At 72.5% G+C, this 21,866-nt stretch carries 20 protein-coding genes and 1 pseudogene; 8 read left to right on the top strand and 13 right to left on the bottom strand.

Annotated features, from left to right (window positions below; translation table 11 throughout):
• Positions 1-46: 46 nt before the first annotated feature.
• The 3 genes from trpA to trpC are packed head-to-tail and all read right to left on the bottom strand — an operon-like array spanning position 47 to position 2,947.
• A complete protein-coding gene (gene trpA / locus ACLQ2S_RS10990; protein WP_425701624.1) occupies positions 47-862 on the bottom strand; it encodes a tryptophan synthase subunit alpha in 816 nt (271 codons plus the stop codon).
• 4 nt (positions 863-866) lie between these two features.
• The gene (trpB, locus tag ACLQ2S_RS10985) at positions 867-2,105 is read right to left on the bottom strand and encodes a tryptophan synthase subunit beta (RefSeq protein ID WP_425701623.1); all 1,239 of its coding nucleotides are present in this window, start codon (positions 2,103-2,105) and stop codon (positions 867-869) included.
• Positions 2,106-2,143: 38 nt separating this feature from the next.
• Positions 2,144-2,947, bottom strand: a complete 804-nt coding sequence (gene trpC / locus ACLQ2S_RS10980; protein WP_309223468.1) for an indole-3-glycerol phosphate synthase TrpC — start codon at positions 2,945-2,947, stop codon at positions 2,144-2,146.
• A gap of 440 nt (positions 2,948-3,387) precedes the next feature.
• Between trpC and ACLQ2S_RS10975 the strand changes: the two genes are divergently transcribed.
• Positions 3,388-3,639, top strand: coding sequence for a hypothetical protein (locus ACLQ2S_RS10975; protein WP_155219081.1), 252 nt, complete (start codon positions 3,388-3,390; stop codon positions 3,637-3,639).
• 21 nt (positions 3,640-3,660) lie between these two features.
• Here the strand turns inward: ACLQ2S_RS10975 and ACLQ2S_RS10970 are convergent, their stop codons facing one another.
• The 5 genes and pseudogenes from ACLQ2S_RS10970 to ACLQ2S_RS10950 all read right to left on the bottom strand — a co-directional run bounded on the left by ACLQ2S_RS10970 (position 3,661) and on the right by ACLQ2S_RS10950 (position 7,670).
• Positions 3,661-4,215: a Trp biosynthesis-associated membrane protein gene (locus tag ACLQ2S_RS10970; protein WP_309223410.1), complete on the bottom strand. Its 555-nt coding sequence runs from the start codon at positions 4,213-4,215 to the stop codon at positions 3,661-3,663.
• Positions 4,216-4,223: 8 nt separating this feature from the next.
• Positions 4,224-5,777 carry an anthranilate synthase component I gene (locus tag ACLQ2S_RS10965; RefSeq protein WP_155219083.1) on the bottom strand — a complete coding sequence of 518 codons (1,554 nt, stop codon included), beginning with the start codon at positions 5,775-5,777 and terminating at the stop codon, positions 4,224-4,226.
• 76 nt (positions 5,778-5,853) lie between these two features.
• The gene (hisI, locus tag ACLQ2S_RS10960) at positions 5,854-6,282 is read right to left on the bottom strand and encodes a phosphoribosyl-AMP cyclohydrolase (protein WP_309223469.1); all 429 of its coding nucleotides are present in this window, start codon (positions 6,280-6,282) and stop codon (positions 5,854-5,856) included.
• 180 nt (positions 6,283-6,462) lie between these two features.
• Positions 6,463-6,786 (bottom strand): annotated as a pseudogene (locus tag ACLQ2S_RS10955) (phosphoribosyl-AMP cyclohydrolase); the annotation flags it as partial.
• Between the two features lie 491 nt (positions 6,787-7,277).
• Positions 7,278-7,670: a MerR family transcriptional regulator gene (locus ACLQ2S_RS10950; RefSeq protein ID WP_155219084.1), complete on the bottom strand. Its 393-nt coding sequence runs from the start codon at positions 7,668-7,670 to the stop codon at positions 7,278-7,280.
• Between the two features lie 116 nt (positions 7,671-7,786).
• Between ACLQ2S_RS10950 and ACLQ2S_RS10945 the strand changes: the two genes are divergently transcribed.
• From ACLQ2S_RS10945 to ACLQ2S_RS10935, 3 genes are all read left to right on the top strand, one after another.
• Positions 7,787-8,521: an ABC transporter ATP-binding protein gene (locus ACLQ2S_RS10945; protein ID WP_155219086.1), complete on the top strand. Its 735-nt coding sequence runs from the start codon at positions 7,787-7,789 to the stop codon at positions 8,519-8,521.
• Positions 8,521-9,276, top strand: a complete 756-nt coding sequence (locus tag ACLQ2S_RS10940) for an ABC transporter permease (protein ID WP_155219088.1) — start codon at positions 8,521-8,523, stop codon at positions 9,274-9,276. The genes ACLQ2S_RS10945 and ACLQ2S_RS10940 overlap by 1 nt, the downstream gene beginning before the upstream one ends.
• A 78-nt stretch (positions 9,277-9,354) precedes the next feature.
• A complete protein-coding gene (locus ACLQ2S_RS10935; RefSeq protein ID WP_155219090.1) occupies positions 9,355-9,951 on the top strand; it encodes a TetR family transcriptional regulator in 597 nt (198 codons plus the stop codon).
• On the opposite strand, the gene ACLQ2S_RS10930 is transcribed toward ACLQ2S_RS10935, so the two are convergent.
• From ACLQ2S_RS10930 to ACLQ2S_RS10920, 3 genes are all read right to left on the bottom strand, one after another.
• Positions 9,929-10,693, bottom strand: coding sequence for a DUF2470 domain-containing protein (locus tag ACLQ2S_RS10930; RefSeq protein ID WP_155219092.1), 765 nt, complete (start codon positions 10,691-10,693; stop codon positions 9,929-9,931). The genes ACLQ2S_RS10935 and ACLQ2S_RS10930 overlap by 23 nt on opposite strands.
• A 64-nt stretch (positions 10,694-10,757) precedes the next feature.
• A complete protein-coding gene (locus ACLQ2S_RS10925) occupies positions 10,758-12,533 on the bottom strand; it encodes an ABC transporter ATP-binding protein (protein ID WP_309223411.1) in 1,776 nt (591 codons plus the stop codon).
• A 53-nt stretch (positions 12,534-12,586) separates the two neighbouring features.
• Positions 12,587-14,416, bottom strand: a complete 1,830-nt coding sequence (locus ACLQ2S_RS10920; RefSeq protein ID WP_425701622.1) for an ABC transporter ATP-binding protein — start codon at positions 14,414-14,416, stop codon at positions 12,587-12,589.
• A 191-nt stretch (positions 14,417-14,607) separates the two neighbouring features.
• Between ACLQ2S_RS10920 and ACLQ2S_RS10915 the strand changes: the two genes are divergently transcribed.
• From ACLQ2S_RS10915 to ACLQ2S_RS10905, 3 genes are all read left to right on the top strand, one after another.
• Complete coding sequence (locus tag ACLQ2S_RS10915) at positions 14,608-15,237, top strand: TIGR03085 family metal-binding protein (protein WP_155219096.1); 630 nt, start codon at positions 14,608-14,610, stop codon at positions 15,235-15,237.
• A 123-nt stretch (positions 15,238-15,360) separates the two neighbouring features.
• Positions 15,361-16,299, top strand: coding sequence for a terpene synthase family protein (locus tag ACLQ2S_RS10910; protein ID WP_155219098.1), 939 nt, complete (start codon positions 15,361-15,363; stop codon positions 16,297-16,299).
• Positions 16,300-16,440: 141 nt separating this feature from the next.
• Positions 16,441-18,261 (top strand): AMP-dependent synthetase/ligase, encoded by a 1,821-nt coding sequence (locus ACLQ2S_RS10905; protein ID WP_155219100.1) that lies wholly within the window; start codon positions 16,441-16,443, stop codon positions 18,259-18,261.
• Positions 18,262-18,325: 64 nt separating this feature from the next.
• Here ACLQ2S_RS10905 and ACLQ2S_RS10900 read toward each other — a convergent pair whose 3' ends face one another.
• Both ACLQ2S_RS10900 and ACLQ2S_RS10895 read right to left on the bottom strand, forming a co-directional pair.
• Positions 18,326-19,639, bottom strand: coding sequence for a low temperature requirement protein A (locus tag ACLQ2S_RS10900; protein ID WP_309223413.1), 1,314 nt, complete (start codon positions 19,637-19,639; stop codon positions 18,326-18,328).
• Between the two features lie 59 nt (positions 19,640-19,698).
• The gene (locus ACLQ2S_RS10895) at positions 19,699-21,153 is read right to left on the bottom strand and encodes a PLP-dependent aminotransferase family protein (protein WP_155219101.1); all 1,455 of its coding nucleotides are present in this window, start codon (positions 21,151-21,153) and stop codon (positions 19,699-19,701) included.
• A gap of 58 nt (positions 21,154-21,211) precedes the next feature.
• On the opposite strand from ACLQ2S_RS10895, the gene ACLQ2S_RS10890 reads away from it, so the two are divergent.
• Positions 21,212-21,865, top strand: coding sequence for a YczE/YyaS/YitT family protein (locus tag ACLQ2S_RS10890; RefSeq protein WP_309223414.1), 654 nt, complete (start codon positions 21,212-21,214; stop codon positions 21,863-21,865).
• The last annotated feature ends 1 nt before the right edge of the window (position 21,866 follow it).

Genomic DNA, 21,866 nt, shown 5'->3' with positions numbered 1-21,866 from the left:
CGCTGCGGACCCCTTCGGCGTCACCCCGGTCCGCCGCCGGCGCGCCTCAGCGGTCGGGCTGACGCACCCCTTCGGCGAGTTCCGCGCTCAGCGCCCGCAGGGCGGCCAGGCCGCTCGCCTCGTCGGAGGCGTCGAGCAGGCAGCGGATCAACGCGCTGCCGACGATCACCGCGTCGGCGTACCCGGCGACCGTGGCGGCCTGCGCTCCGGTGCCCACGCCGAGCCCGACACCGACCGGCAGGTCGGTGACCTCACGCAGTCGGGACACCAGCACCGGTGCCGCCTGCGACGTCTGTGACCGGGCACCGGTCACACCCATGATCGCGGTGGCGTAGACGAAGCCCCGGCAGTGCGCGGCGGTCATCGCCAGGCGCTGGTCGGTGGAGGACGGGGCGACCAGGAAGGTGCGGTCCAGTCCGTGCGCGTCCGAGGCGGCCAGCCACTCGCCCGCTTCCTCGGGGATCAGGTCCGGGGTGACCAGCCCGGTGCCACCGGCGGCGGCGAGGTCCCGGGCGAACGCGTCCACCCCGTAGTGCTCGATCGGGTTCCAGTAGGTCATCGTCACCACCGGCGCACCGGTGGCCGCCACCGCCTCGATGACGCGCACCGTGTCCCGGGTGCGTACCCCGCCGGCCAGGGCGATGTCGCTGGCCCGCTGGATCACCGGGCCGTCCATCACCGGGTCGGAGTACGGGATCTCCACCTCGATCACGTCGACGCCTGCGGCGACCATCGCCTTCATCGCGGCGATGCTGCCCTCGACGGTGGGGAAACCGGCCGGCATACAGCCCACCAGCAACGCCCGGCCGTCCGCCCGCGCCTTGTCGAACGCCGCCCCGATCCGGCTGGTCCGCTCGCTCATGGCCTCACTCCTTGTCGAGGATGCCGAAGTACTCGCCGGCGGTGTGCACGTCCTTGTCGCCCCGGCCGGAGAGGTTGACCACGATGGTGGGCTGCCGGCCCAACTCGGCGGCGAGCTTCGGCGCGATGGCCAGGGTGCCGGCCAGCGCGTGCGCGCTCTCGATCGCGGGGATGATCCCCTCGGTCCGGCAGAGCAGCTCGAAGGCGGCCATCGCCTCGGCGTCGGTGACCGGTTGGTAGCTGGCCCGGCCGGTGTCGTGCAGCCAGGCGTGCTCCGGGCCGACGCCCGGGTAGTCCAGGCCCGCGGAGATCGAGTGCGACTCCCGGGTCTGGCCGTCGTCGTCCTGGAGCACGAAGGTCCGGGTGCCGTGCAGCACCCCGGTGGAGCCGCCGGTGATGCTGGCCGCGTGCCGACCGGTGCCCATGCCCTCACCGCCGGCCTCGAAGCCGTACAGCCGCACCTGCGGGTCGCCGGTGAAGGCGTGGAAGATGCCCAGCGCGTTGGAGCCGCCGCCGACGCAGGCGGTCACCGCGTCCGGCAGCCCGCCGGTCAGCTCCAGACACTGCGCCCGGGCCTCGTCGCCGATGCCCCGGACGAAGTCGCGGACCAGCGCCGGGAAGGGGTGCGGCCCGGCGGCGGTGCCGATCAGGTAGTGGGTCTCGTCGACGTTGGCGACCCAGTCTCGCATCGCCTCGTTCATCGCGTCCTTGAGGGTGCGCGAGCCGGTCGTCACCGGCACCACCGTCGCCCCGAGCATCCGCATCCGGGCCACGTTCAGCGCCTGCCGCTCGGTGTCGACCTGCCCCATGTAGACCACGCACTCCAGGTCGAACAGGGCCGCCGCCGTGGCGGTGGCGACACCGTGCTGACCGGCCCCGGTCTCGGCGATCACCCGCCGCTTGCCCATCCGCCGGGTCAGCAGCGCCTGACCGAGCACGTTGCGCACCTTGTGCGCGCCGGTGTGGTTGAGATCCTCCCGCTTGAGCAGCACCCGGGCACCGGCCTGGGCGGAGAACCGCCGGGCCTCGTAGAGCAGCGAGGGCGTGCCCGCGTACTGATGTAGCAATCCGGCGAACTCGTCCCGGAACGTCTCGTCGGCCATCGCCGCCTGGTGCGCCGTGGCCAGCTCGTCGAGCGCGGCGACCAGTGCCTCCGGCACGAACCGGCCGCCGAACGTGCCGAAGTGGCCGGCGGCGTCGGGCAGCTGCGCCGGCACCTCGGACTTCGTGGCGTCAGCACTCATCGCGGGTCCTCTCGCTCACGGACGGTCGGCGGCACGGGTCAGCGCACCGGGCGGGGCGTCGCCGGGTGGTTACCGGCGTTGACCAACTCGGCCACCGCCTCCCGGGGGCTCTTCTGGGTGACCAGTCCTTCGCCGACGAGGACGGCGTCGGCACCGGCGGAGGCGTATCGGATCAGGTCGTGCGGGCCGCGTACGCCCGACTCGGCGATCTTGACGACGTTGCTCGGCAGGCCGGGCGCGATCCGCTCGAACACCGACCGGTCGACCTGAAGGGTACGCAGGTCACGGGCGTTGACCCCGATCACCTGGGCACCGGCCTCCATGGCCCGGTCGGTCTCCTCCTCGTCGTGCACCTCGACCAGCGCGGTCATGCCCAGCGACTCGATCCGCTCCAGCAGGCCGACCAGCGCGTTCTGCTCCAGCGCCGCGACGATCAGCAGCACCAGGTCCGCGCCGTGGGCCCGTGCCTCGTGCACCTGGTAGCTGGAGATCACGAAGTCCTTGCGCAGCACCGGGATGTTCACCGCGGCCCGCACAGCGGCGAGGTCGTCCAGTGACCCGCCGAACCAACGCCCCTCGGTGAGCACGCTGATCGCGCGCGCGCCACCGGCCGCGTACTGGCCGGCCAGGTCCGCCGGGTCGGCGATGTCGGCCAGCTTGCCCTTGGACGGCGAGGCACGCTTCACCTCGGCGATGACCGCGACGCCGGGCCGACGCAGGGCCGCGTACGCGTCCATTGGCGGCGGCGCGGCAGCGGCCAGTTCACGGATCCGCTCCAGCGGAACCTGCTCCTGCCGCCGGGCCACGTCCTCCCGGACTCCGGCCAGGATCTCGTCGAGCACGCTGGCGGGCGCAGCCGAACCGGCCTCGTTCTCTTCCGCGTGCGCATACTCAGCAGTCACCAACGGACTCCCCTCTCCGGGTGTCATGGGCCGATGCTAGGGGGCCCACCTGGACCCGACCGCCGGGGGTATGGCGCTCCTCACGAAATGGCCTGCGGCATAATGGCCGACCTGCGCGCACGGTTTGTGACTCTGCGTCACGGCATCATCGACGTTCACCCATACCCCCGGCACCGACCGCTAGGCGCCCAGGGTACGCATTCGCGCACATCTATGCTGTGACCAAGGTCAAGGCCCAAAGTCCCTGCGCCGGCCACCTCCCCTACCGCAGAGTTGACGGTGCGGTCATCACCACGAAACCGACGCCGAGCAGCATCAGGTTCGGGCGCACTCGATGACGCGTCTCCCCCACCGCCACGACGATCCTCCCCGGGGTGATCATGAGCGCCTCCGCGCCGCACCAGACCATCGGACTCACCACCATCTCGCGCACCGTCGCGTCGCTCGCCGTCGGTGTCGTCCACACCCTGGAGCGCGCCGTCATCGGGCCGGACCGGATGCGTACCGCGTCCGGCAACGCCTGGGAGGCCATCTGCGCCGACCGGGCCCGCGCCGACCAGCGAGCCGAGCTGGACCGGCTGGTCGCGGAGCTGGCCGCGGCCCGGGCGCGCGCCCGGCAGCCGGTCGGCTGACCGCCCACCAACCTCCGCCGATCAGCGGACCGTCGGGTCCTCGCCGCGGTCCAACGCCTCCCACGCGTCGACCGTGCCGCCGCCCTCGATCGGGCCGCCGGTCCCGGTCGGACGGGACGGCCGACGTTCGTAGCGGGCCCCCATCGCCGGCCACCGGTGGCCGCGCAGCAGGGTCGACCCACCACCGACGGCGGCCAGTACCCCACCGAGCAGGGTGAGCGTCGGCCACTGCCGGGCGACCGGATCCCCCAGGTCACCGAGGAGCCCGTAGCCCCCACCGGCGGCAAGAGCCAGGCCGAGCAGGGTGAGCAGCCCGCCGAGCACCCGACGCGGCCTGCCCCGGGTGGCCAGCACCGCGCCACCGCCGGCCAACCCGACGAGGGCCAACGCGGGCAGCCACGGCAGCAGTTGCCCGCCGGTGCGGCCCTCCTCCACCAGCAGCGGATCCGCCCGGCCGCCGGAGTCGACCACCCAGGTGCGGGTCACCGCCCACAGCGCCAGGCCCGCCCCCGCCAGGCAGAGCAGCACGGCGTACGCCAGCTCACGCCGACCCGACCCACCGCGCGCGGGTTCCACCGTCGCGTTCACCGGGCCGGCCGGAGGGTTTCCGCGGCGGCGATGGCGGCCAGCACCGCCGCCGCCTTGTTCCGGGTCTCCTGGTCCTCCGCGGCCGGGTCGGAGTCGGCCACCACGCCGGCACCCGCCTGCACGTACGCACGACCGGCGCGGATCAGCGCGGTGCGGATCGCGATGGCCATGTCGAGATCACCACCGAAGCCGAAGTAGCCCACCGTCCCGCCGTAGAGGCCCCGGCGGACCGGCTCCAACTCCTCGATGATCTCCATGGCGCGTACCTTCGGCGCGCCGCTGAGCGTGCCCGCCGGGAAGGTCGCGGCGAGCGCGTCGAAGGCGGTGCGGTCGGCCCGGAGGGTGCCGACCACGGTGGAGACGATGTGCATCACGTGGCTGTACCGCTCGATGGTGGCGAACTCCGGCACCTCGACGGTGCCGGGGCGGCACACCCGACCGAGGTCGTTGCGCCCCAGGTCGACGAGCATCACGTGCTCGGCGCGCTCCTTCGGGTCGGCGAGCAGCTCGGCGGCGAGCCGGGCGTCGGCGTCCGGGGTCGCGCCGCGCGGCCGGGTCCCGGCGATCGGGTGCAGCAACGCCCGCCGCTCACCGTCCACCTCGGCGGTCACCTTCAGGTGCGCCTCCGGAGACGAGCCGACGATGTCGAAGTCGTCGAAGCGGAGCAGGTACATGTACGGGCTGGGATTGGTGGTGCGCAACACCCGGTAGACGTCCAGCGGGTCGGCGTCGGTCTCCCGTTCGAACCGCTGCGCGAGCACGATCTGGAAGCACTCACCGGCCCGGATCGCCTCCTTCGCCGCCTCCACCGCCTTCGGGTATCCACCCTCCGGGGTACGGCTGCGCACCTCGCCGGCCGGCGGGCGGGCGACCGTGGCGACCATCGGCGGGATCGGCCGGGACAACGCCGTGGTCATCGCGTCCAACCGCCCCACCGCGTGGTGGTAGGCGGCGGCGACCCGCTCGTCGCGGTCCGGCGCGTCCAGCGGCGGCAGGATCGCGTTGGCGACCAGGATCGCCGAGCCGTCGAAGTGGTCGAGCACCACCAGGTCGGTCGCGAGCATCATGCCCAGCTCGGGCACGCGCAGGTCGTCCTCGGTGATCGCGGGCAGCCGTTCGAAGCGACGAACCAGGTCGTAACCGAGGTAGCCGACCATGCCGCCGGTCAGCGGCGGCGTACCGTCGTCGGGCGTGCCGGGCGGACCGGCCAGCGCCGCCACCGTCTCGCGCAGCACCTCGACCGGGTCTCCGCTGGTCGGCAACCCGGCCGGCGGCACGCCGAGCCAGGTCGCCACGCCGTCCCGCTCGACCAGGGTGGCGCTGCTGCGCACCCCGACGAACGAGTACCGGGCCCAGGCCAGGCCGGACGAGCCGACCCCCTGCTCGGCGGACTCCAGCAGGAAGGTCCCGGGGCCACCGGCCAGCTTGCGGTAGACGCCCACCGGAGTCTCCGCGTCGGCGAGCAGCCGACGGGTGACCGGAACCACCCGCCACCTAGCGGCCAACTCGGTGAAGGTGGCCGCGTCCGGGCTCACCCGTCCGTCGCTCATGACGGCACTCCGCTTCGCTGCGCGCCGCCATGAGGCACCACCGCACCGAGCCTGATGATTCGCTCGCTTCGCTCGCTCATGACGGCACCTCGCCGGTGACCGGGAGTTCGGTGGAGAAGCAGGTGCGCTGCCCCGTGTGGCAGGCGGCACCGACCTGGTCGACGCTGACCAACACCGCGTCGCCGTCACAGTCGAGTGCCACCGAACGGACGTACTGGTGGTGGCCGGAGGTGGCGCCCTTGACCCAGTACTCACGCCGACTGCGCGACCAGTAGGTGGCCCGGCCGGTGGTCAGGGTGCGGTGCAGGGCCTCGTCGTCCATCCAGGCCACCATCAGCACCTCGCCGCTGTCGTGTTGCCGGACCACGGCGGCCACCAGGCCGTCGGGGGTACGCCGCAGGCGGCCGGCGATCTCCGGGTCGAGTCGCGACGGCCGCCGTGGGCCGTCCGGCGACGCCGGCTGGTCGGGTTGGGCGCCGGTCACCGGCGCGTCAGGTTCGGGCACAGTGACCCATTGTCCGGTACGCGGCGCGGGTACCCCAGCGGGCTCCCGGCTGGCGGACGGCGGAGCGCCCCCGGGCCGCGCCAACTGCTCGACGTAGCGGTCCAGTCGCCCGTCGAGCAGGGCCTCGGCGAGGTCCGGACCGGCGGCGCGGGCCACCTCGTCGGCGTACGGGCGAACCAGCGGCAGGGTGCCGGTGACCAGGCGGTACGCCGCCGCCCACAGTTGGCCGATGGAGCCGGGACGCAGGCCGAGGCAGCGCAGCATGTCCTCGCGGTAGCCGACGGGTGCCACCGGCAGGTCGAGGGCGGCGGCGAAGGCCGACCGGCGGGACACCACCCGTACGGACGGGTTGGCCAGCCGCAACACCGACGGGCAGAGCCGGGCCAGGTCGGCGGCGGCCAGGTGGGCGCCGAGCGGATCCGCACCGTCGCGGGCCGAGGCCACCTTGCCCAGCGTGGCGATCAGTTCCTCCAGCCGTGGCTCGTCCGCCGGGTGGCAGAGCACCGGCAGGTCGATGCGGTGCCGCCAGTGCGGGTCGGCCCAGAGCAGCCGGGTGGGCGAGGTCACCGGCAGGCCGAACGCCCAGTCGGCCGGCTCACCGAGTCGGGTCACCCAGGAGCGGATGTCCCGGGCGGCGACCGAGACGTGGGTCAATCGACCGGAGTGCTCCGCGAAGTACGCCCGGCGGGCCGCGTACGGAGCGCCACCGAGCAACACGTCGACGTCGACGTCGCTGTGCGCGGTGGCGGCCTGACGGGCGTGGCTGCCCCGCAGCAGGATGCCCACCACAGGCCGGTCGGCGCTCGCCCGCAGCCGGGCGGCCCAGTCGTCGAAGAACCCACTGTCCGGTGACGGAGCGTGATCCACTGCGCCATCGTGCCGCAGGTCCGATCAGGGCGCAATGACCGGTGACGGACTTACCGTCCGTTCTCCACCCGGCTGACCGTGCTATAGGAGTTACCGCCCTGTAGGGTTTTTCGTCCGGTTTGACGGCGTCAGTCTAGCTCCCCCAACTCGGCCCGCCGATAGTGGTCGATCTTGAAGTCGAGCACCTTGAGGTCCTCCTCCAACTCCGCCATCCGGGCCAGCACCCGCACCCGATGCTCCTCGAACAGTGCCCGACGGGCACCGAGGGTGCCGTCGCCCTGGCGGGCCAGTTCGACGTAGCGGCGCATGTCGCGGACCGGCATCCCGGTCCGCCGCAGCCGGGTCAGCAGCAGCAACCAGTTGACGTCCTGCGTGGTGTAGCGACGCCGACCGGCGGAGTCCCGGCCCACCGGGGCCACCAGCCCCTCCTGCTCGTACCAACGCAACGTGTGGGTGGTCAGGCCAACCCGCTGGGCCGCCTCGCCGACGGTGAAGGTCGGTTCCCGCGTACCGATGTCCATGGTTCGAGGGTTGCAGCACCGACCGGCCGAGCGCGACCCCACCCCCGCGCCTTGCCGAACCGACGGTATTTCATCTACCGTTGATTTCATCAAACAATGAATTAGGGAGGTGGGCGATGGTCGACGCGATCGCCGTCCGGGGCCTGGTCGTGGACCGGGGCGGGCGGCGGGTGCTGCACGACATCGACGCCACGGTGCCGCGCGGGTCGGTCACCGGCCTGCTCGGGCCCAGCGGCAGTGGCAAGACCACACTCATGCGCGCGGTCGTCGGCGTGCAGGTGGTCGCCGCCGGCACGGTCACCGTGCTCGGCGCTCCGGCCGGCTCACCACTGCTGCGACACCGGGTCGGCTACCTGACCCAGGCCCCGAGCGTCTACCCCGACCTGACCGTGCGGGAGAACGCCCGCTACTTCGCCGCGCTGCACGGCCGGGGCCGGGCCGAGGCCGATCGCGCGGTCGCCGACGTCGGGCTGGCCACAGCGGCCGGCCAACTGGTGGGCACCCTCTCCGGCGGGCAGCGAAGTCGGGCGTCACTGGCCTGCGCGCTGGTCGGCGAGCCCGAGCTGATCGTGCTCGACGAGCCCACCGTCGGCCAGGACCCGGTGCTGCGGGCCGAGCTGTGGGCCCGGTTCCACGAGTTGGCCGCGACCGGGACCACCCTGCTGGTGTCGAGTCACGTGATGGACGAGGCCGCGCGGTGCGACCGGTTGCTGCTGATCCGCCAGGGGCGGCTCATCGCCGACGACACACCCGAGGCCATCCGGGCCGCCGCCGGGGTCGACGATCTCGACGAGGCGTTCCTACGGCTGATCAGAGCTGGTCAACCCGACGACCAGACCGGGGAGGCGTGATGAACCCCCGCATCCTGTCCGCCACCGTCACCCGCATCCTCCGGCAGTTGCGCCACGACCGGCGGACCGTCGCGCTGCTGGTGGCGGTGCCCACCGTGCTGCTCACGCTGGTCTACTACATGTACGCCGACCAGCCCACCGCGCCCGGTCAACCATCGGCGTTCGACCGGATCGCGCTGGTGATGCTCGGCTTCTTCCCGTTCATCATCATGTTCCTGGTGACCAGCATCGCGATGCTCCGCGAGCGGACCACCGGCACGCTGGAGCGGCTGCTCACCACCCCGCTGGCCAAGACCGACCTGCTCTTCGGGTACGGGATCGCCTTCGGGCTGGCCGGGGCGGTGCAGGCGGCCATCGCCTCCGCCGCCGCCTACTGGGTCTTCGGCCTGGAGACCGCCGGCAGCAGCGCCCTGGTCATCATGATCGCCGCGCTGAACGCGGTGCTCGCGGTCGCGCTCGGGCTGCTGTGCAGCGCCTTCGCCCGCACCGAGTTCCAGGCCGTACAGTTCATGCCGGTCGTGGTCGCGCCACAACTGCTGCTCTGCGGGCTGTTCGTGCCCCGCGACGAGATGGCCGGCTGGTTGCAGGCGATCAGTGACGTGCTGCCCCTGTCGTACGCCGTCGAAGCCCTTCAGGAGGTCGGCGCGCACGCCGAACCGACCGGCACGATGTGGCGCGACACGGCCATCGTCGCCGCCGCGGCGGTGGTGGCGCTGGTGCTCGCCGCGGCCACCCTGCGCCGCCGGAGCGGCTGAGGGCACGGTGCCGGCCCGAGCAGGCGTGGACCGCGCCCGCCGGGTCGGCACGCCCGTGGAAAGGAGCGAGGGAGAGCGATGGTACGGCGCAGCGGCCGACGGCCCGGCAAGCCCGGCACCCGGGACGCGATCCTCGACGCGGCCCGGTCCGTCTTCGCCGAACGTGGTTTCGACGCCAGCACCATCCGGGCCATCGCCGCCTCCGCCGGGGTCGACCCGGCCCTGGTGCACCACTACTTCGGCAACAAGGAGCAGCTCTTCCTGACCGCCATGGAGTTTCCGGTGGACCCTCGGGAGATGCTGCCGAAGGTGCTCACCGGTGACCACGACGCCCTCGGCGAGCGGCTGGTACGCATGTTCCTCACGGTGTGGGACTCACCTGCGGGCACCGCCGGGGTGGCCCTGCTGCGCTCGGCGGTCAGCAGCGAGTGGACGGCCCGGCTGCTGCGCGAGTTCCTCACCACCCAGGTGTTGCGCCGGGTCCTCGACCACCTCGACGTCGCCCCGGCCGAGGTGCCGATCCGGGGCGGGCTGGTGGCCAGCCAACTCGTCGGGCTGGCGCTGATGCGGTACGTGATCCGGTTGGAGCCGATCACCACCGTCGCGCCGGAGACCCTGGTCGCCACGGTCGGCCCGACCGTGCAGCGTTACCTCACCGGCGACCTTCCCGGTTGACCGAGGCCGCCGAACCCGCACAGAACGCCGGGTGCAGTTGCCGGGCCAGGTCGGCCTGGTCGGCCAGCCGGCGGCCGAAGGAGAGCCGGGCGCGTCGCCGGGCGCCCGGTCGGCCGAAGGTCACCAGCATCCCGTACCTGTCGATCCGTTCGACACGCGGCGCGTGCTCGGCCGGTCCGGCGGCCAGGCCGAGCTGGTGGCGCAGGTAGTCCGCCATCGGCTGGGCGCGTTCCTCGCCCAGGTAGGTGAGCAGCTCCGCCTCGACCGGGTGCAGTGGATCCGGCTCGGCCTCCGCGTACGCCTGGGGGTCGACCCGGCGCAACTCGCCCGCCCGGTGCCAGCGTGCCTCGGCCACCTCGAAGCGGAACAGCTGCAAGCGGGTGCCGACGTCGAGCAGGTCGCCGGTGGGATCCACGGCGGCGAAGTCCACGGCGGCGGCCCGCGCCTCGGCACCGGTCAACTGACGCGCCCACCCGGAGACCAGGGCCCGACCGAGCGACGGCGCTCCGGCGGCGGGCGGCAGGTCGAGCACGTCGAGCGCCACCGCGACCGCACGGTCGTCGACGCCCCGGCCCAGCGCCGCCGCGAGATCGCTGACCACCGGCACCAGCAGCAGCACCCGCCCGTCGCTGTCGGTGGCGTGCCGGACGTGGTGCAGACCGGGCCGGCAGGCCAGGTGGACGAGGCCGGGCAACCGGCCGGCGACCAACGTCCGGACGATCTCGGCGGGGCTGGGCCGCATCACACGACCTCCTTTGAGGTTAGGCTTACCTAACTCGGAGGGTATGACATCGGACCCCGGACGTCTACCGGGTCTGCTCCAACCACGAGGCGTAGAGCAGGGCGTACACCGAGTCGGGCTCGCGGAGCAGCTCGTCGTGCGAGCCACGCTGCACGATCCGTCCCCGGTCCACCACGATCACCTCGTCGGCGTTCTGCGCGGTGGAGAGCCGGTGCGCGATCGCCAGGGTGGTCCGGCCCCGGGTCACCGCGTCCAACGTCCGCTGCAACCGCACCTCCGTGGCCGGGTCCACCGCGCTGGTCGCCTCGTCCAGCACCAGCAGGTCCGGGTCGGCCACGTACGCCCGAGCCAACGCCACCAGCTGGCGCTCGCCGACGCTCAACGCCTCACCACGCTCACCCACCCCGGTGTGCAGCCCGGCGGGCAGCCCGTCCAGCCAGTCGGCCAGACCCAGCTCGGTGAACGCGGCGGCAAGCTGCTCGTCGGTCAGCTCCGGGCGGGCGAAGCGGACGTTGTCGGCCACGGTCGCGTCGAACAGGAAGCCGTCCTGCGGCACCATCACCACCCGGGACCGCAGCGAGTCGAACCGCACGTCGGTCAGCGGCACCCCGGACAGCAGCACCGCCCCGGCGCTGGGGTCCATCAGCCGGGTCACCAACTTGGCGAAGGTGGTCTTGCCGCTACCGGTCTCACCGACCACCGCCACCCGACTCTTCGCCGGGATCTCCAGGCTGACGTCGTGCAGCACGGTCGGCCCGCCCGGGTAGGCGAACCGCACCCCGTCGAAGCGGATGTCCAACGGTCCGCCGGGCAGCTCACGCCCCTGCGTGCCCGGATCGGCCACATCGGGGTCGACGTCCAGCACGTCGAGCACCCGACGCCACCCGGCGATCGCGTTCTGCGCCTCGTTGAGCACCTCGGTGGCGATCTGCACCGGCTGGATGAAGAGCGTCACCAGGAACAGGAACGCGGTGATCTCACCGATGCTCAGCGTACGGTCGGCGCCGAGGAGCACTCCGAGCACCACCACACCGGCCAACGCCAGCCCGGCGGCCAGCTCACCGACCGAGCTGCCGAGGATGCTGATCCGGATCGCCTTCTGCTGGGCCCGTCGTTGACCGTCGATCGCGTCGTCCAGCCGCCGGGCGGTGCGTCCGGCGATGCCGTACGCCCGGATCACCGGCGCGCCGACCACGCTCTCCCCGACCGCCGCCAGCAGGGCTCCGGTGCGCTGCCGGACCACTCCGTACGCCGCGGCGAGCCGTCGCTGGAGCAGCCGGATCACCAGCACCGCCGGCCCGAAGGCGGCGTAGACCACGAGCGTCAACTGCCAGGAGTACGCCAGCATCACCGCCGTGGTGACCGCCAGCTGACCCAGGTTGACCAGCAGGATCACGCCACCCCACTGGAGGAATTGGGTGATCTGGTCGACGTCGCTGGTGACCCGGGACACCAGCGAGCCGCGCCGCTCCGACTGCTGGTGCAGCATCGACAGGTCGTGCACGTGCCGGAAGGCACGGATCCGCACCCCCGCCAACGCCGTCTCACTGACCGTGAACAGCCGACGCATCATCAGGTAGCCGCAGGTCGTCGTCACCACCAGCACCGCCGCGGTGACCGACACGACCGTGAACAACGCGTCCAGGTCCAACCCGCCGACGATGCCCCGGTCGATGCCCTGCTGCACCGCCACCGGTACGGCCACCCGGCCGACCATGTACACCAGCGCCAGACCGAGCGTGCCTGCCAGCCCGACCCGTAGTTCCGGCGAGAGCGCCAGCCCGCGACGCAGCGTCCGCCACGTCGACTCGGCCTGCTCCGGCGCTTGGTCGACGGTCACCGATTCCACCCTTCGTTGGCGCTGACCGGAGCTGGTAGGCGCACTGCTCGTGCTCACCGGTCCACCTCCAGTCCGGAGGCCAGCGGAGTGACCTCGTCGTACGTGTCCTTCCGGTCGTGGTCGACCTCGGCCTGCTCGTACGCGGTGACGAGGTCGGCGTAGCCCGGCACGGTGGCCAGCAGCGTGGTGTGGGTGCCCCGCGCCACCACCCGGCCCTGCTCCAGGTAGATGACCTCGTCGGCGAGGGCGATGGTCGCCCGCCGGTAGGCCACCACCAGGATCGACGCGCCCGGCCCACCGTCGGCCGACGAGCGCAGCCCGGCCAGGATGGCGGCCTCCACCCGGGGGTCGACCGCGCTGGTCGCGTCGTCGAGCACCAGCAGGCGGGGGCGGCCCGCCAACGCCCGGGCGAGCGTGAGTCGCTGCCGCTGACCACCGGAGAGCGAGGTGCCCCGCTCACCGACCATGGTGTCCAGCCCGTCGGGCAGGGCGGCGACGAACCCGTCGGCCTCGGCCAGCCGCAGCGCGGCCCAGACGGCCTCGTCGTCGATGCCGGGTCGGTCCAGCGCGATGTTGGCCCGGACGGTGTCATCGAAGACGAACGGCACCTGGGCGACCAACGCGACGGTGTCGGCGAGCACGTCGGCGGCCAGGTCCCGCACGTCGACGCCGTCGATGCTGACCGTGCCCGACAGCGGATCGACCAACCGGACCGCCAGCGCGGTGACGGTGGACTTGCCGGCACCGGTCGGCCCCACCAGGGCGACGGTCTTTCCGGCCGGGACGGTGAAGGAGACCTCGCCCAACACCTGGGTGCCGGGCAGGTGCGCCTCGGCGGGCTCGTAGGCGAATCCGACGTCGGCGAAGGTCAACGTGGCGGGCTCGGTCACGGCCGGATCCAGCCGGGTGTCGCCGTACGGCATCTCGCCGGTGGCGTCGAGCACCCGGCGGATCCGGTCCCAGCCGGCGACGCTGCGCGGCAACTCGGCCAGCACCCAGCCGATGGCCCGCACGGGGAAGGCCAGCACGGTGAAGAGGAAGGCCACGCTGACCAGCTCGGACACCTCGATGGCCCCCTGCCGCAGCCGGTACGCGCCGACCACCAGCACCGCGAGGGTGCCGAGGCTGGGCAGCGTCTCCAGCATCGGGTCGAAGATGCCGCGCAGCCGCCCGACCGAGATCAGCGCGTCGCGCAACTGACCGGCTCGGGCCGCGAACCGGGCGGTCTCCTGGGCCTCCCGACCCATCGTCTTGACCACCAGCGCGCCGTCGAAGCTCTCGTGCGCGATGCCGCTGACCTCGGCGCGCAGCCGCTGCGCCCGGGCCTGACGCGGAGCCATCCGACGGGAGTACGCCACGTTGAGCGCGAACAGGGCCGGGAAGACGGCCAGCCCGACCAGCGCCAACGCCCAGTCGACGGCGAACAGCGACGCCACGGCGCCGACCAGCATCACCAGCGTGCCCACCGCGAAGGGCAGCGGCGCGATCGGCTGCCAGGCGGCCTCGACGTCGGAGTTGGCGTTGGACAGCAACGTGCCGGTGGCGTTGCGGTGGTGCCAGGACAGCGGCAGCTCCAGATAGCGGCGGGTGACCCGGCGGCGGTAGGCGGCCTGGAGGCGGAACTGCATGTAGCCGGCGCCCAGCCGCCGACCGAAGATGCCGACCACCCGCAGCACGCTCAGCCCGAGCAACGCCGCGGCGGCCAGCGCCAGCGCACCCACCGCGACCGAACCGGTCTCGACGGCCGGCACCACCACCTCGCCGACCACCGCGCCCACCACGAACGCGCTGGCCACCACCATCAGGCCGAACAGCACGCTGCCGGCCACCGCGACCGCGAAGATCCTCGGTTGTTCCCGGATGGCCCGCCCGAGGACGGCCATCCCCCGACCGAGTACCTCCCGACTAGTCCCGCTTGCCACATTCTCCCCCGCCGTAAGCCGCCATAATCCTCCCTCATCCTTACCGCTGCCCGCCGGGTCCGCCGACCCGAGGGGATATGTCCGACGTCACCCTCAACCGGAGGTCCCGCGCTCGGCGGGCGAGGTCGCCCCGACCGGCCTACGATCACTTCATGTCGAGCTACGCCCGATCGGAGCGCGCGGCACTCGTCGAGTCGATGGCCGCCGTGGGCCCCGACGCCCCGACCCTCAACGCGGGGTGGACCACCCGTGACCTCGCCGCGCACCTGGTGGTGCGGGAGCGGCGTCCGGACGGCGCGGTCGGCATCTTCGTCCCGCCGTTGAGCGGGTACGCCGAGCGGGTGCGACGGCAGGTCGCCGCCGGCGACTGGGCCGACCTGCTCGACCAGGTGCGGCGTCCTCCACTGTGGAGCCCGGTGAGCAACCCGCTGACCGACGAACTGGCCAACACGTTGGAGTTCTTCGTCCACCACGAGGACGTACGCCGGGCCCAGGCCGACTGGCAGCCCCGCGAGCTGCCGGACGGGCTGGAGCGGGCGTTGTGGCGACGGGTTTCCGTCCTCGGTCGGCTGGCCCTGCGCCGGTTCCCCGCCCGATTGCTGATCCAGGCGCCGCAGCACGGCGAGCTGACCACCGGACGGGGCGGCGAGACACTGCGGTTGGTCGGCACGCCCGGCGAGTTGGCCATGTTCCTGTCCGGTCGGCAACGCGTGGCGCGAACTCGACTCGACGGGCCCACCGAGCTGGCGGATCGGCTGCGCAACGCCAACCTGGCACTCTAACCCTCTGTGCGGAACCGGTCACGGTGGAATCCCGAAACGTTACGCAGCTCATCGACCGACCGGCATCCCTACTCCCGTACGCTGACCGCGCCGCCTCGTGGGGGGGCGGCGACAGGGAGCGCGATGCGAAGCTTTGTGGTCTCGGCCCTGCGAGAGCCCCCGTTCGCCGGCGTTCGGCACAGTGACACCGAACGCGTGGCCCGAGAGAGCGCGGACTGGGCACAGCGACTCGGACTGATCAGTAACGGGCAGCGCCTACACCAGGCGGACGCCGCCGGGCTCGCCGGTCGAGCCTGTCCGGAGGCCCCCTTGGAGCGCCTGCGACTGCTGACCGACCTGATCTCCTGGCTGTTCGTGATGGACGACGCCTGCGACGAGGACGGCCTGGGTGCCGAGCCCACCCGCCTCGCGCCGACCGTGGCCGCGTTGCTGGACGTCCTCGATCGGCAGGGCGCGCCGGGGCCGGTGCCGCCCGGCGCGGCCGGCACGCTCGCCGCGGGCCTGGCCGACCTGTGTCAGCGGGTACGCGAGCATCGACGTCCGGCCGTGCTGCTGCGATTCCTCGCCGGGATGCGCGAGTACCTACTCGCGCTGCTGTGGGAGGCGGCCAACCGGGAGTACGAGCGGATTCCGCCGGTCGACGAGTACGTCCAGATGCGCCGACACACCGGGGCGGTGTACCCCAGTCTGACCCTGACCGACCTGGCCCTGGACGGCTTTCCGCCGGCCGTGCGCCGAGCCGACCCCCGCTGGGCCACCCTGGAGATCTTCGCCGCCGACCTGATCTGCTGGTGCAACGACGTCTTCTCCTATCACAAGGAGCACCACGACGGGCCGGACGCGCACAATCTGATCACGGTGCTGACCAGGGAGACCGGCGACGAACGGGCGGCAGTGCAGGCCGCCGCCGACCGGTTCAACGACCGGCTCTCGGCGTACCTGGCGGCCGAGACCGACCTGTTGGCCAGCCACGGCGACGCGGTGCGTCCGGCGCTGGACGCCCGACGGAACTGGATCCGGGCCACCTACGACTGGTCACGCGCTGCGGCGCGTTATGCGTGAGACGACCGTTTCACCTACCGGGAACGGGCTGGTGGGATGATCGTCAGGGCTAGCCGATCGCCGGTGACAGGCAATACTCTTCGGTAACGAACACCGACCGTGACGACCGTCACGCCTCCACCCCCGAAGGCGGCTACAGCGATGGCTCTCGATGTACCGTACAGCTCCATTCCTGACATGTTCCTCAAGCGCGTGGCGGCGTCCCCCGACCGCCACGCCTTCGCCCACCCCGGCCCGGACGGACCCGTCTGGTTGACCTGGGCACAGGTATCCCAGCGGGCCAAGGCGATCGCCGCCGGGCTGCACGGCCTGGGCGTCGGTCAGGAGGACCGGGTCGCGATCCTGGCGAACACCCGACTCGACTGGGTGATCGCCGACTTCGGCATCATGTGCGCCAGCGGCGCCACGACCACGGTCTACCCGACCACGGAGGCCGAGGACGCGACCTACATCATCGCCGACTCCGGCTCCAAGGTGCTGTTCGCGGAGAACCCGGACCAGGCGGCCAAGATCGCCGGAGCGGAACTGCCCTCGTTGACCCACGTGGTGCTCTTCGACGGCACGCCCGACGCGTCCGCCGCCGTGCCCCAACTGACCCTCGCCCAACTGGAGGAGCAGGGCGCCCAGCGGCTGGCCGAGGACCCGGAGCTGATCGAGCGCCTGGTCGCCGACATCGGCCCGGACAACCTCGCCACCCTGATCTACACTTCCGGCACCACCGGCCGCCCCAAGGGCGTCGAGCTGCTACACGGCGGCTGGTGCTGGGAGGGCGTGGCGCAGGAGGCCGTCGGGCTGCTCCGCGAAGACGACCTCCAGTACCTCTGGCTGCCGCTGTCCCACTCGTTCGGCAAGACGCTGCTCTGCGGCGCCACCCACGTCGGCCTGCCCACGTACGTCGACGGCCGGGTCGACAAGCTGGTCGAGCTGCTCTCGGTGGTCCGACCGACGCTGATGTGCGGCGCGCCCCGGGTCTTCGAGAAGGTCTACAACAAGTCGGTCACCACCGCGCAGGACGCCGGTGGGGCGAAGGCCAAGATCTTCGCCTGGGCGGTCGGCGTCGGCAAGGAGAAGGTGGCCCTGGAGCAGGCCGGCAAGCCGCTGCCGGGCGGCCTGAAGTTCAAGTACGCCCTGGCGGAGAAGCTGGTCTTCAGCAAGCTCCAGGCCCGGCTCGGTGGCCGCATCCGGGTGCTGGTCTCCGGTGCCGCCCCGCTGAGCCCGGAGATCGCCACCTTCTTCGCTGCGGCGAACCTGCCGATCTCCGAGGGCTACGGGTTGACCGAGACCAGCGCCGGTAACTTCGTCAACCCGCCCGACGGGCTGCGGATCGGCACCGTCGGCAAGGCCATGGGCGACCTCGAGTGCCGCATCGACACCGACGGCGAGATCCTGATCAAGGGTCAGCCGGTGATGCGGGGCTACCACAACCTGCCCGAGGAGACCGCCGCCGCCTTCACCGAGGACGGCTTCTTCCGTACCGGCGACATCGGCAGCCTCGACGACGACGGTTACCTGCGCATCACCGACCGCAAGAAGGACCTGGTCAAGACCTCTGGCGGCAAGTACGTCGCACCGTCGCACATCGAGGGCATGTTCAAGGCCACCTGCCCGTACACCTCGCAGGCGGTGGTGATCGGCCAGGCCCGCAACTACTGCACGATGCTGGTGACCCTCGACCCGGACGCCATCGCCGGGTGGGCGGCCGGCACCCCGCTGGAGGGTCGCCCGTACGCGGAGATCGTCGCCTCCCCCGAGGCCCAGGCCATGGTGGAGGAGTACGTCGCCCAGCTCAACGAGAAGCTGAACCGCTGGGAGACCATCAAGAAGGTCACCATCCTGCCGCGTGACCTCACCATCGAGGACGGCGAGATCACCCCGTCGCTGAAGATCAAGCGCCGTGGGGTGGAGAGCAACTTCGCCGCCGAGATCGACAAGATGTACGCCGGCACCGTCGCCGAGATCTGACGACCGCCGCCGTCGGCCCCGTACCCGTACCTCGGGTGTGGGGCCGACGGCTTTCCGGGGCCGGTCACAGGTGGCGACCGCGCCAGCTGGTCTGCTCGGCCTCGGCGGCGAGCTGCTCCGCCAGCACCGCCTCCCGCACCCGTTGCCGCAGCCTGGCGTCCACCAGGGTCTGCACCGCCACGGCGACCAGCACGGTCACCGCCAGCAGGGCCAACGCGGCCAGCTCCGACAGCCGGGCGGCGACCGGGAACGCGACTCCCAGCACGGCGAACCCGACAAGCGTCGGCCACCGGACCAGCCGGAGCACCCGCCAACCGAGCCCCACCAGGGTGAGCAGATACAGCGCCACCCCGCTGTACAGGACCAGCAGGTCGAATCCGGCGAACCGGGCACCGCCGAGCGGGACGTGGGGACCGGCCACCCCGCCGAGCAGCCCCTTGAGCCCGAGGGCGAACAGGACCGGGCCGGCGACCAACGGCAGGTGCAGGTAGGAGTAGGCGTCCCGGGCCAGCACGGCCCGCACGGACGGCTCCCGGGCCCGGTGCAGCGCCTGCTCCAGCGCTGCGGCGAGCGTGTCGAAGTACGCCCACCACAGCCCCGCCACCACCGCGACGCTGAGCAGCGCCGCGACGAGCACCGGCCAGGTCAACGGCAGCTCGGCGACGGAGTCACCGCCGAGCCCCAGCGCGATGATCGTCTCGCCGAGGGCCACCAGCACGATCAGGGCGTGCCGTTCCGCCCAGTGGCCGGCCGACACCACCGTCCAACCGGTGCCGCGCAGGGCCAGCGCCGCGGTGTAGTCGACGACGAGGGCGACGCACCAGAGCACCAGCCGCAGCCACGCCTCACCGGGATCGTCGGTCAGCCGCTGCGGCACCAGCGCGGCGGCCAGCACCAACGTCCCGACGACGAGACCGCGTACCAGCACCCCGAGGAAGCCTCGGCGCAGCTCGGCGTCGGAGCGGGCCAACCACCCGAAGACCGCCACCGGCACGGCGCGGACCACGCAGTAGCAGACGGCGAAGAGCAACGGGCCGGGCAACCCGCCGGTCGTCTGCCGGAACGCCTGGGGCATGGCGAGGATGAACAGGAACGCCCCGCCCATCGTGCTGAACGCGACGAACGGCAGGACCCCCTGGTCGGTGCGGACCATGTTGCCGAGGGCGGCGAAACCGGCCCAGGCCCACCAGAGCAGCGCCAGCACGACCAGGCCCTGGGCCAGGCCACGCGGGGTGGGGTTCGCCGCGGTGAGCGTGGTGACGTTGATGAACGCGAAGACGAAGACCAGGTCGTAGAAGAGTTCCAGCCGGGTGGGGCGGGACCCGGGAGCACCCGGTCGCAGCCCGCGCGACCACCGCACTCTGCCGATACCGTCCACCCCGGCAGTCTGCCCGGCGCCACCGGGGGGCCGTCGGCGATCGCCTGATCGACGCCCGCTCAGGCGATGACGGGCTCCCGCCACCGGGGCTGCCCCGCCCGGTCCAGGTCGTAACGGACTGCGGCGATGCGTCCGACGGCCTCGACCAGGTCGGTGACCGGCAGGGTGAACGGCAGCCGGAGGAAACGCTCCAGCGTGCCGTCGAGGCCGAACCGTGGTCCGGGCGCCAGGCGTACGCCGGCCTCCTCGGCGGCCCGCGCCAGGGCGCTGGAGATCGGCCCGTCCAACTCGACCCAGAGCGTCACTCCGCCACGCGGCACGGTTACCCGCCACTCCGGCAGCCGAGCGGCCAACGCGTCGAGCAACGCGTCACGCTGCACGGCCAACTGCGCCCGCCGGGCGGCCACGATGGCCGGGGCGACGTCCAGCAGGTGCACCGCGACCAGCTGGTCCAGCACCGGGCTGGACATGTCGACTCCCACCCGGGCTGCGGCCAGCCGCTGCACCTGTGGTGCCGAGGCACGGATCCAGCCGATCCGCAGCCCGCCCCAGAACGGCTTGCTCATCCCGCCGATGCTGATCACCCGGGAGTGCCGGTCGAAGCTCGCCGTCGGCGGCGGCAGGTCCGTCCCGTCCAACGGCAGGTCCACGAACGACTCGTCGATCACGAGATCGGTGCCGACCGCGTGCGCGGTGGCCACCAGCCGCTCCCGCAGCTCGGCCGGCATCAGGTGCCCGGTCGGGTTCTGGAAGTCGGGGATCAGGTAGCCGACGCGGGGCCGCACCTGCCGCAGTGTGCCCAGCAACAGGTCCGCGTCCCAACCGTCGACGTCGGTGGCCAGGCCGTGCGTGGTGACCCGGGCCCGCCTCGCGGCCAGCGCGGCGAGGGCGTTGGGGTAGGTCGGTGACTCGACCAGCACCCCGCCGCCCGGCGCGAGCGCCAACCGCAGGACCAGGTCCAGGGCGTGCTGGGTGCCGTTGGTGACCATGATCTGGTCGGGCGAGGTGGGCAGGCCCCGCGCGGCGTAGTGCTGGGCGATCGCCTCCCGCAGCTCGATGATGCCGATCGGGTGGTACCCGGCACCGCTGAGGTAGCGGGGCAGGTCCTCGGCCGCCGCGCGGGCCGCCGGCAGCAGCTCGGGCGGGGCGGCCAACGCCGCCACCCCGAGGTCGAGCATGTCCTGGTCGTCCAGCGGAGTCCAGAGCCCGTTGGCAGCCACCCGGTGGGTGCCCGGGAGGATGGTCCAGCTACCGGCACCCCGCCGGCTGGCCAGGTGCCCACTGTCCCGCAGCTCACGGTACGCGGCCGTGACGGTGGTACGACTGATCCGCAGCGCCTCGGCCAGGTCCCGTTCGGCCGGCAGGCGTACGCCGATCGGGAGCCGCCCGTCGGCGAGCAGACCGCGGATCGCCCCGGCGAGCGCGGCGTAGTCAGGGCTGCGTCGACGGCCGGGCAGGGCATGCCACTGCCCGAGGAGTCGCGCCAATTGGACTCCGCGCACCTGACTGACCATAGCCACTCTCCTCATATTGGCTCTATCGCGCGGCCAATTGGCCTCTAGGGTGGCATGCGTGGCACTGATTGGCAATCTCCGGCACCGGCCCGTCCGACGGCTCACGCACCTGTTCGTCGGGCTCGTCCTCTACGGCTTCAGCATGGCGCTGATGGTCCGCTCCGGCCTCGGCCTGAACCCGTGGGACGTCCTCCACCAGGGGTTGTCCCGGCTGACCGGCCTGAGCATGGGCACCGTGGTCATCGCGGTGGGCGCGCTGGTGCTGCTGGCCTGGATTCCGCTGCGCCAGCGTCCCGGTCTCGGCACCATCGCCAACGTCATAGTGATCGGCTTGGCGGTCGACGCCACCCTGGCCCTGCTGCCGGCCGGTGGGCCGCTGCCACTGCGGATCGGCCTGCTGGTCGCCGGGATCGTCGGCAACGGCGTGGCCACCGCGCTCTACCTGGGCGCTCGACTCGGACCGGGCCCCCGGGACGGGTTGATGACCGGCCTGGTCGCCCGCCGCCCCGACCTGTCACTGCGCCTGATCCGCACCGCCATCGAGATCGGCGTACTGGCCCTGGGCGCGGTGCTCGGCGGCACGGTCGGCCTCGGCACCATCGCCTACGCGCTGGCGATCGGCCCCCTCACGCAACTGTTCCTGCGCCCGTTCGACGTCGCCGAACCGAACCCGCCGGCACCGGAACGGATCGCGCTGGCCCCGACCACCTGAC

The organism is Micromonospora sp. DT48 (genome assembly GCF_049844495.1).
Classification (GTDB): domain Bacteria; phylum Actinomycetota; class Actinomycetes; order Mycobacteriales; family Micromonosporaceae; genus Micromonospora.
The sequence above is the reverse complement of the archived record's forward strand: the minus strand, read 5'-3'. Positions and strand labels throughout refer to the sequence as shown.

Bases quoted from the DNA above. Each gene is read 5' to 3' on its own strand.
- trpB (WP_425701623.1), bottom strand. From the start codon at position 2,105: ATGAGTGCTGACGCCACGAAGTCCGAGGTGCCGGCGCAGCTGCCCGAC.
- ACLQ2S_RS10920 (WP_425701622.1), bottom strand. From the start codon at position 14,416: ATGGCCGTCCTCGGGCGGGCCATCCGGGAACAACCGAGGATCTTCGCG.
- ACLQ2S_RS10905 (WP_155219100.1), top strand. From the start codon at position 16,441: ATGGCTCTCGATGTACCGTACAGCTCCATTCCTGACATGTTCCTCAAG.
- ACLQ2S_RS10910 (WP_155219098.1), top strand. From the start codon at position 15,361: ATGCGAAGCTTTGTGGTCTCGGCCCTGCGAGAGCCCCCGTTCGCCGGC.
- ACLQ2S_RS10915 (WP_155219096.1), top strand. From the start codon at position 14,608: ATGTCGAGCTACGCCCGATCGGAGCGCGCGGCACTCGTCGAGTCGATG.
- trpA (WP_425701624.1), bottom strand. From the start codon at position 862: ATGAGCGAGCGGACCAGCCGGATCGGGGCGGCGTTCGACAAGGCGCGG.
- ACLQ2S_RS10930 (WP_155219092.1), bottom strand. From the start codon at position 10,693: ATGCGGCCCAGCCCCGCCGAGATCGTCCGGACGTTGGTCGCCGGCCGG.
- ACLQ2S_RS10935 (WP_155219090.1), top strand. From the start codon at position 9,355: ATGGTACGGCGCAGCGGCCGACGGCCCGGCAAGCCCGGCACCCGGGAC.
- ACLQ2S_RS10975 (WP_155219081.1), top strand. From the start codon at position 3,388: ATGAGCGCCTCCGCGCCGCACCAGACCATCGGACTCACCACCATCTCG.
- ACLQ2S_RS10965 (WP_155219083.1), bottom strand. From the start codon at position 5,777: ATGAGCGACGGACGGGTGAGCCCGGACGCGGCCACCTTCACCGAGTTG.
- ACLQ2S_RS10945 (WP_155219086.1), top strand. From the start codon at position 7,787: ATGGTCGACGCGATCGCCGTCCGGGGCCTGGTCGTGGACCGGGGCGGG.
- ACLQ2S_RS10895 (WP_155219101.1), bottom strand. From the start codon at position 21,153: ATGGTCAGTCAGGTGCGCGGAGTCCAATTGGCGCGACTCCTCGGGCAG.
- ACLQ2S_RS10940 (WP_155219088.1), top strand. From the start codon at position 8,521: ATGAACCCCCGCATCCTGTCCGCCACCGTCACCCGCATCCTCCGGCAG.
- ACLQ2S_RS10950 (WP_155219084.1), bottom strand. From the start codon at position 7,670: ATGGACATCGGTACGCGGGAACCGACCTTCACCGTCGGCGAGGCGGCC.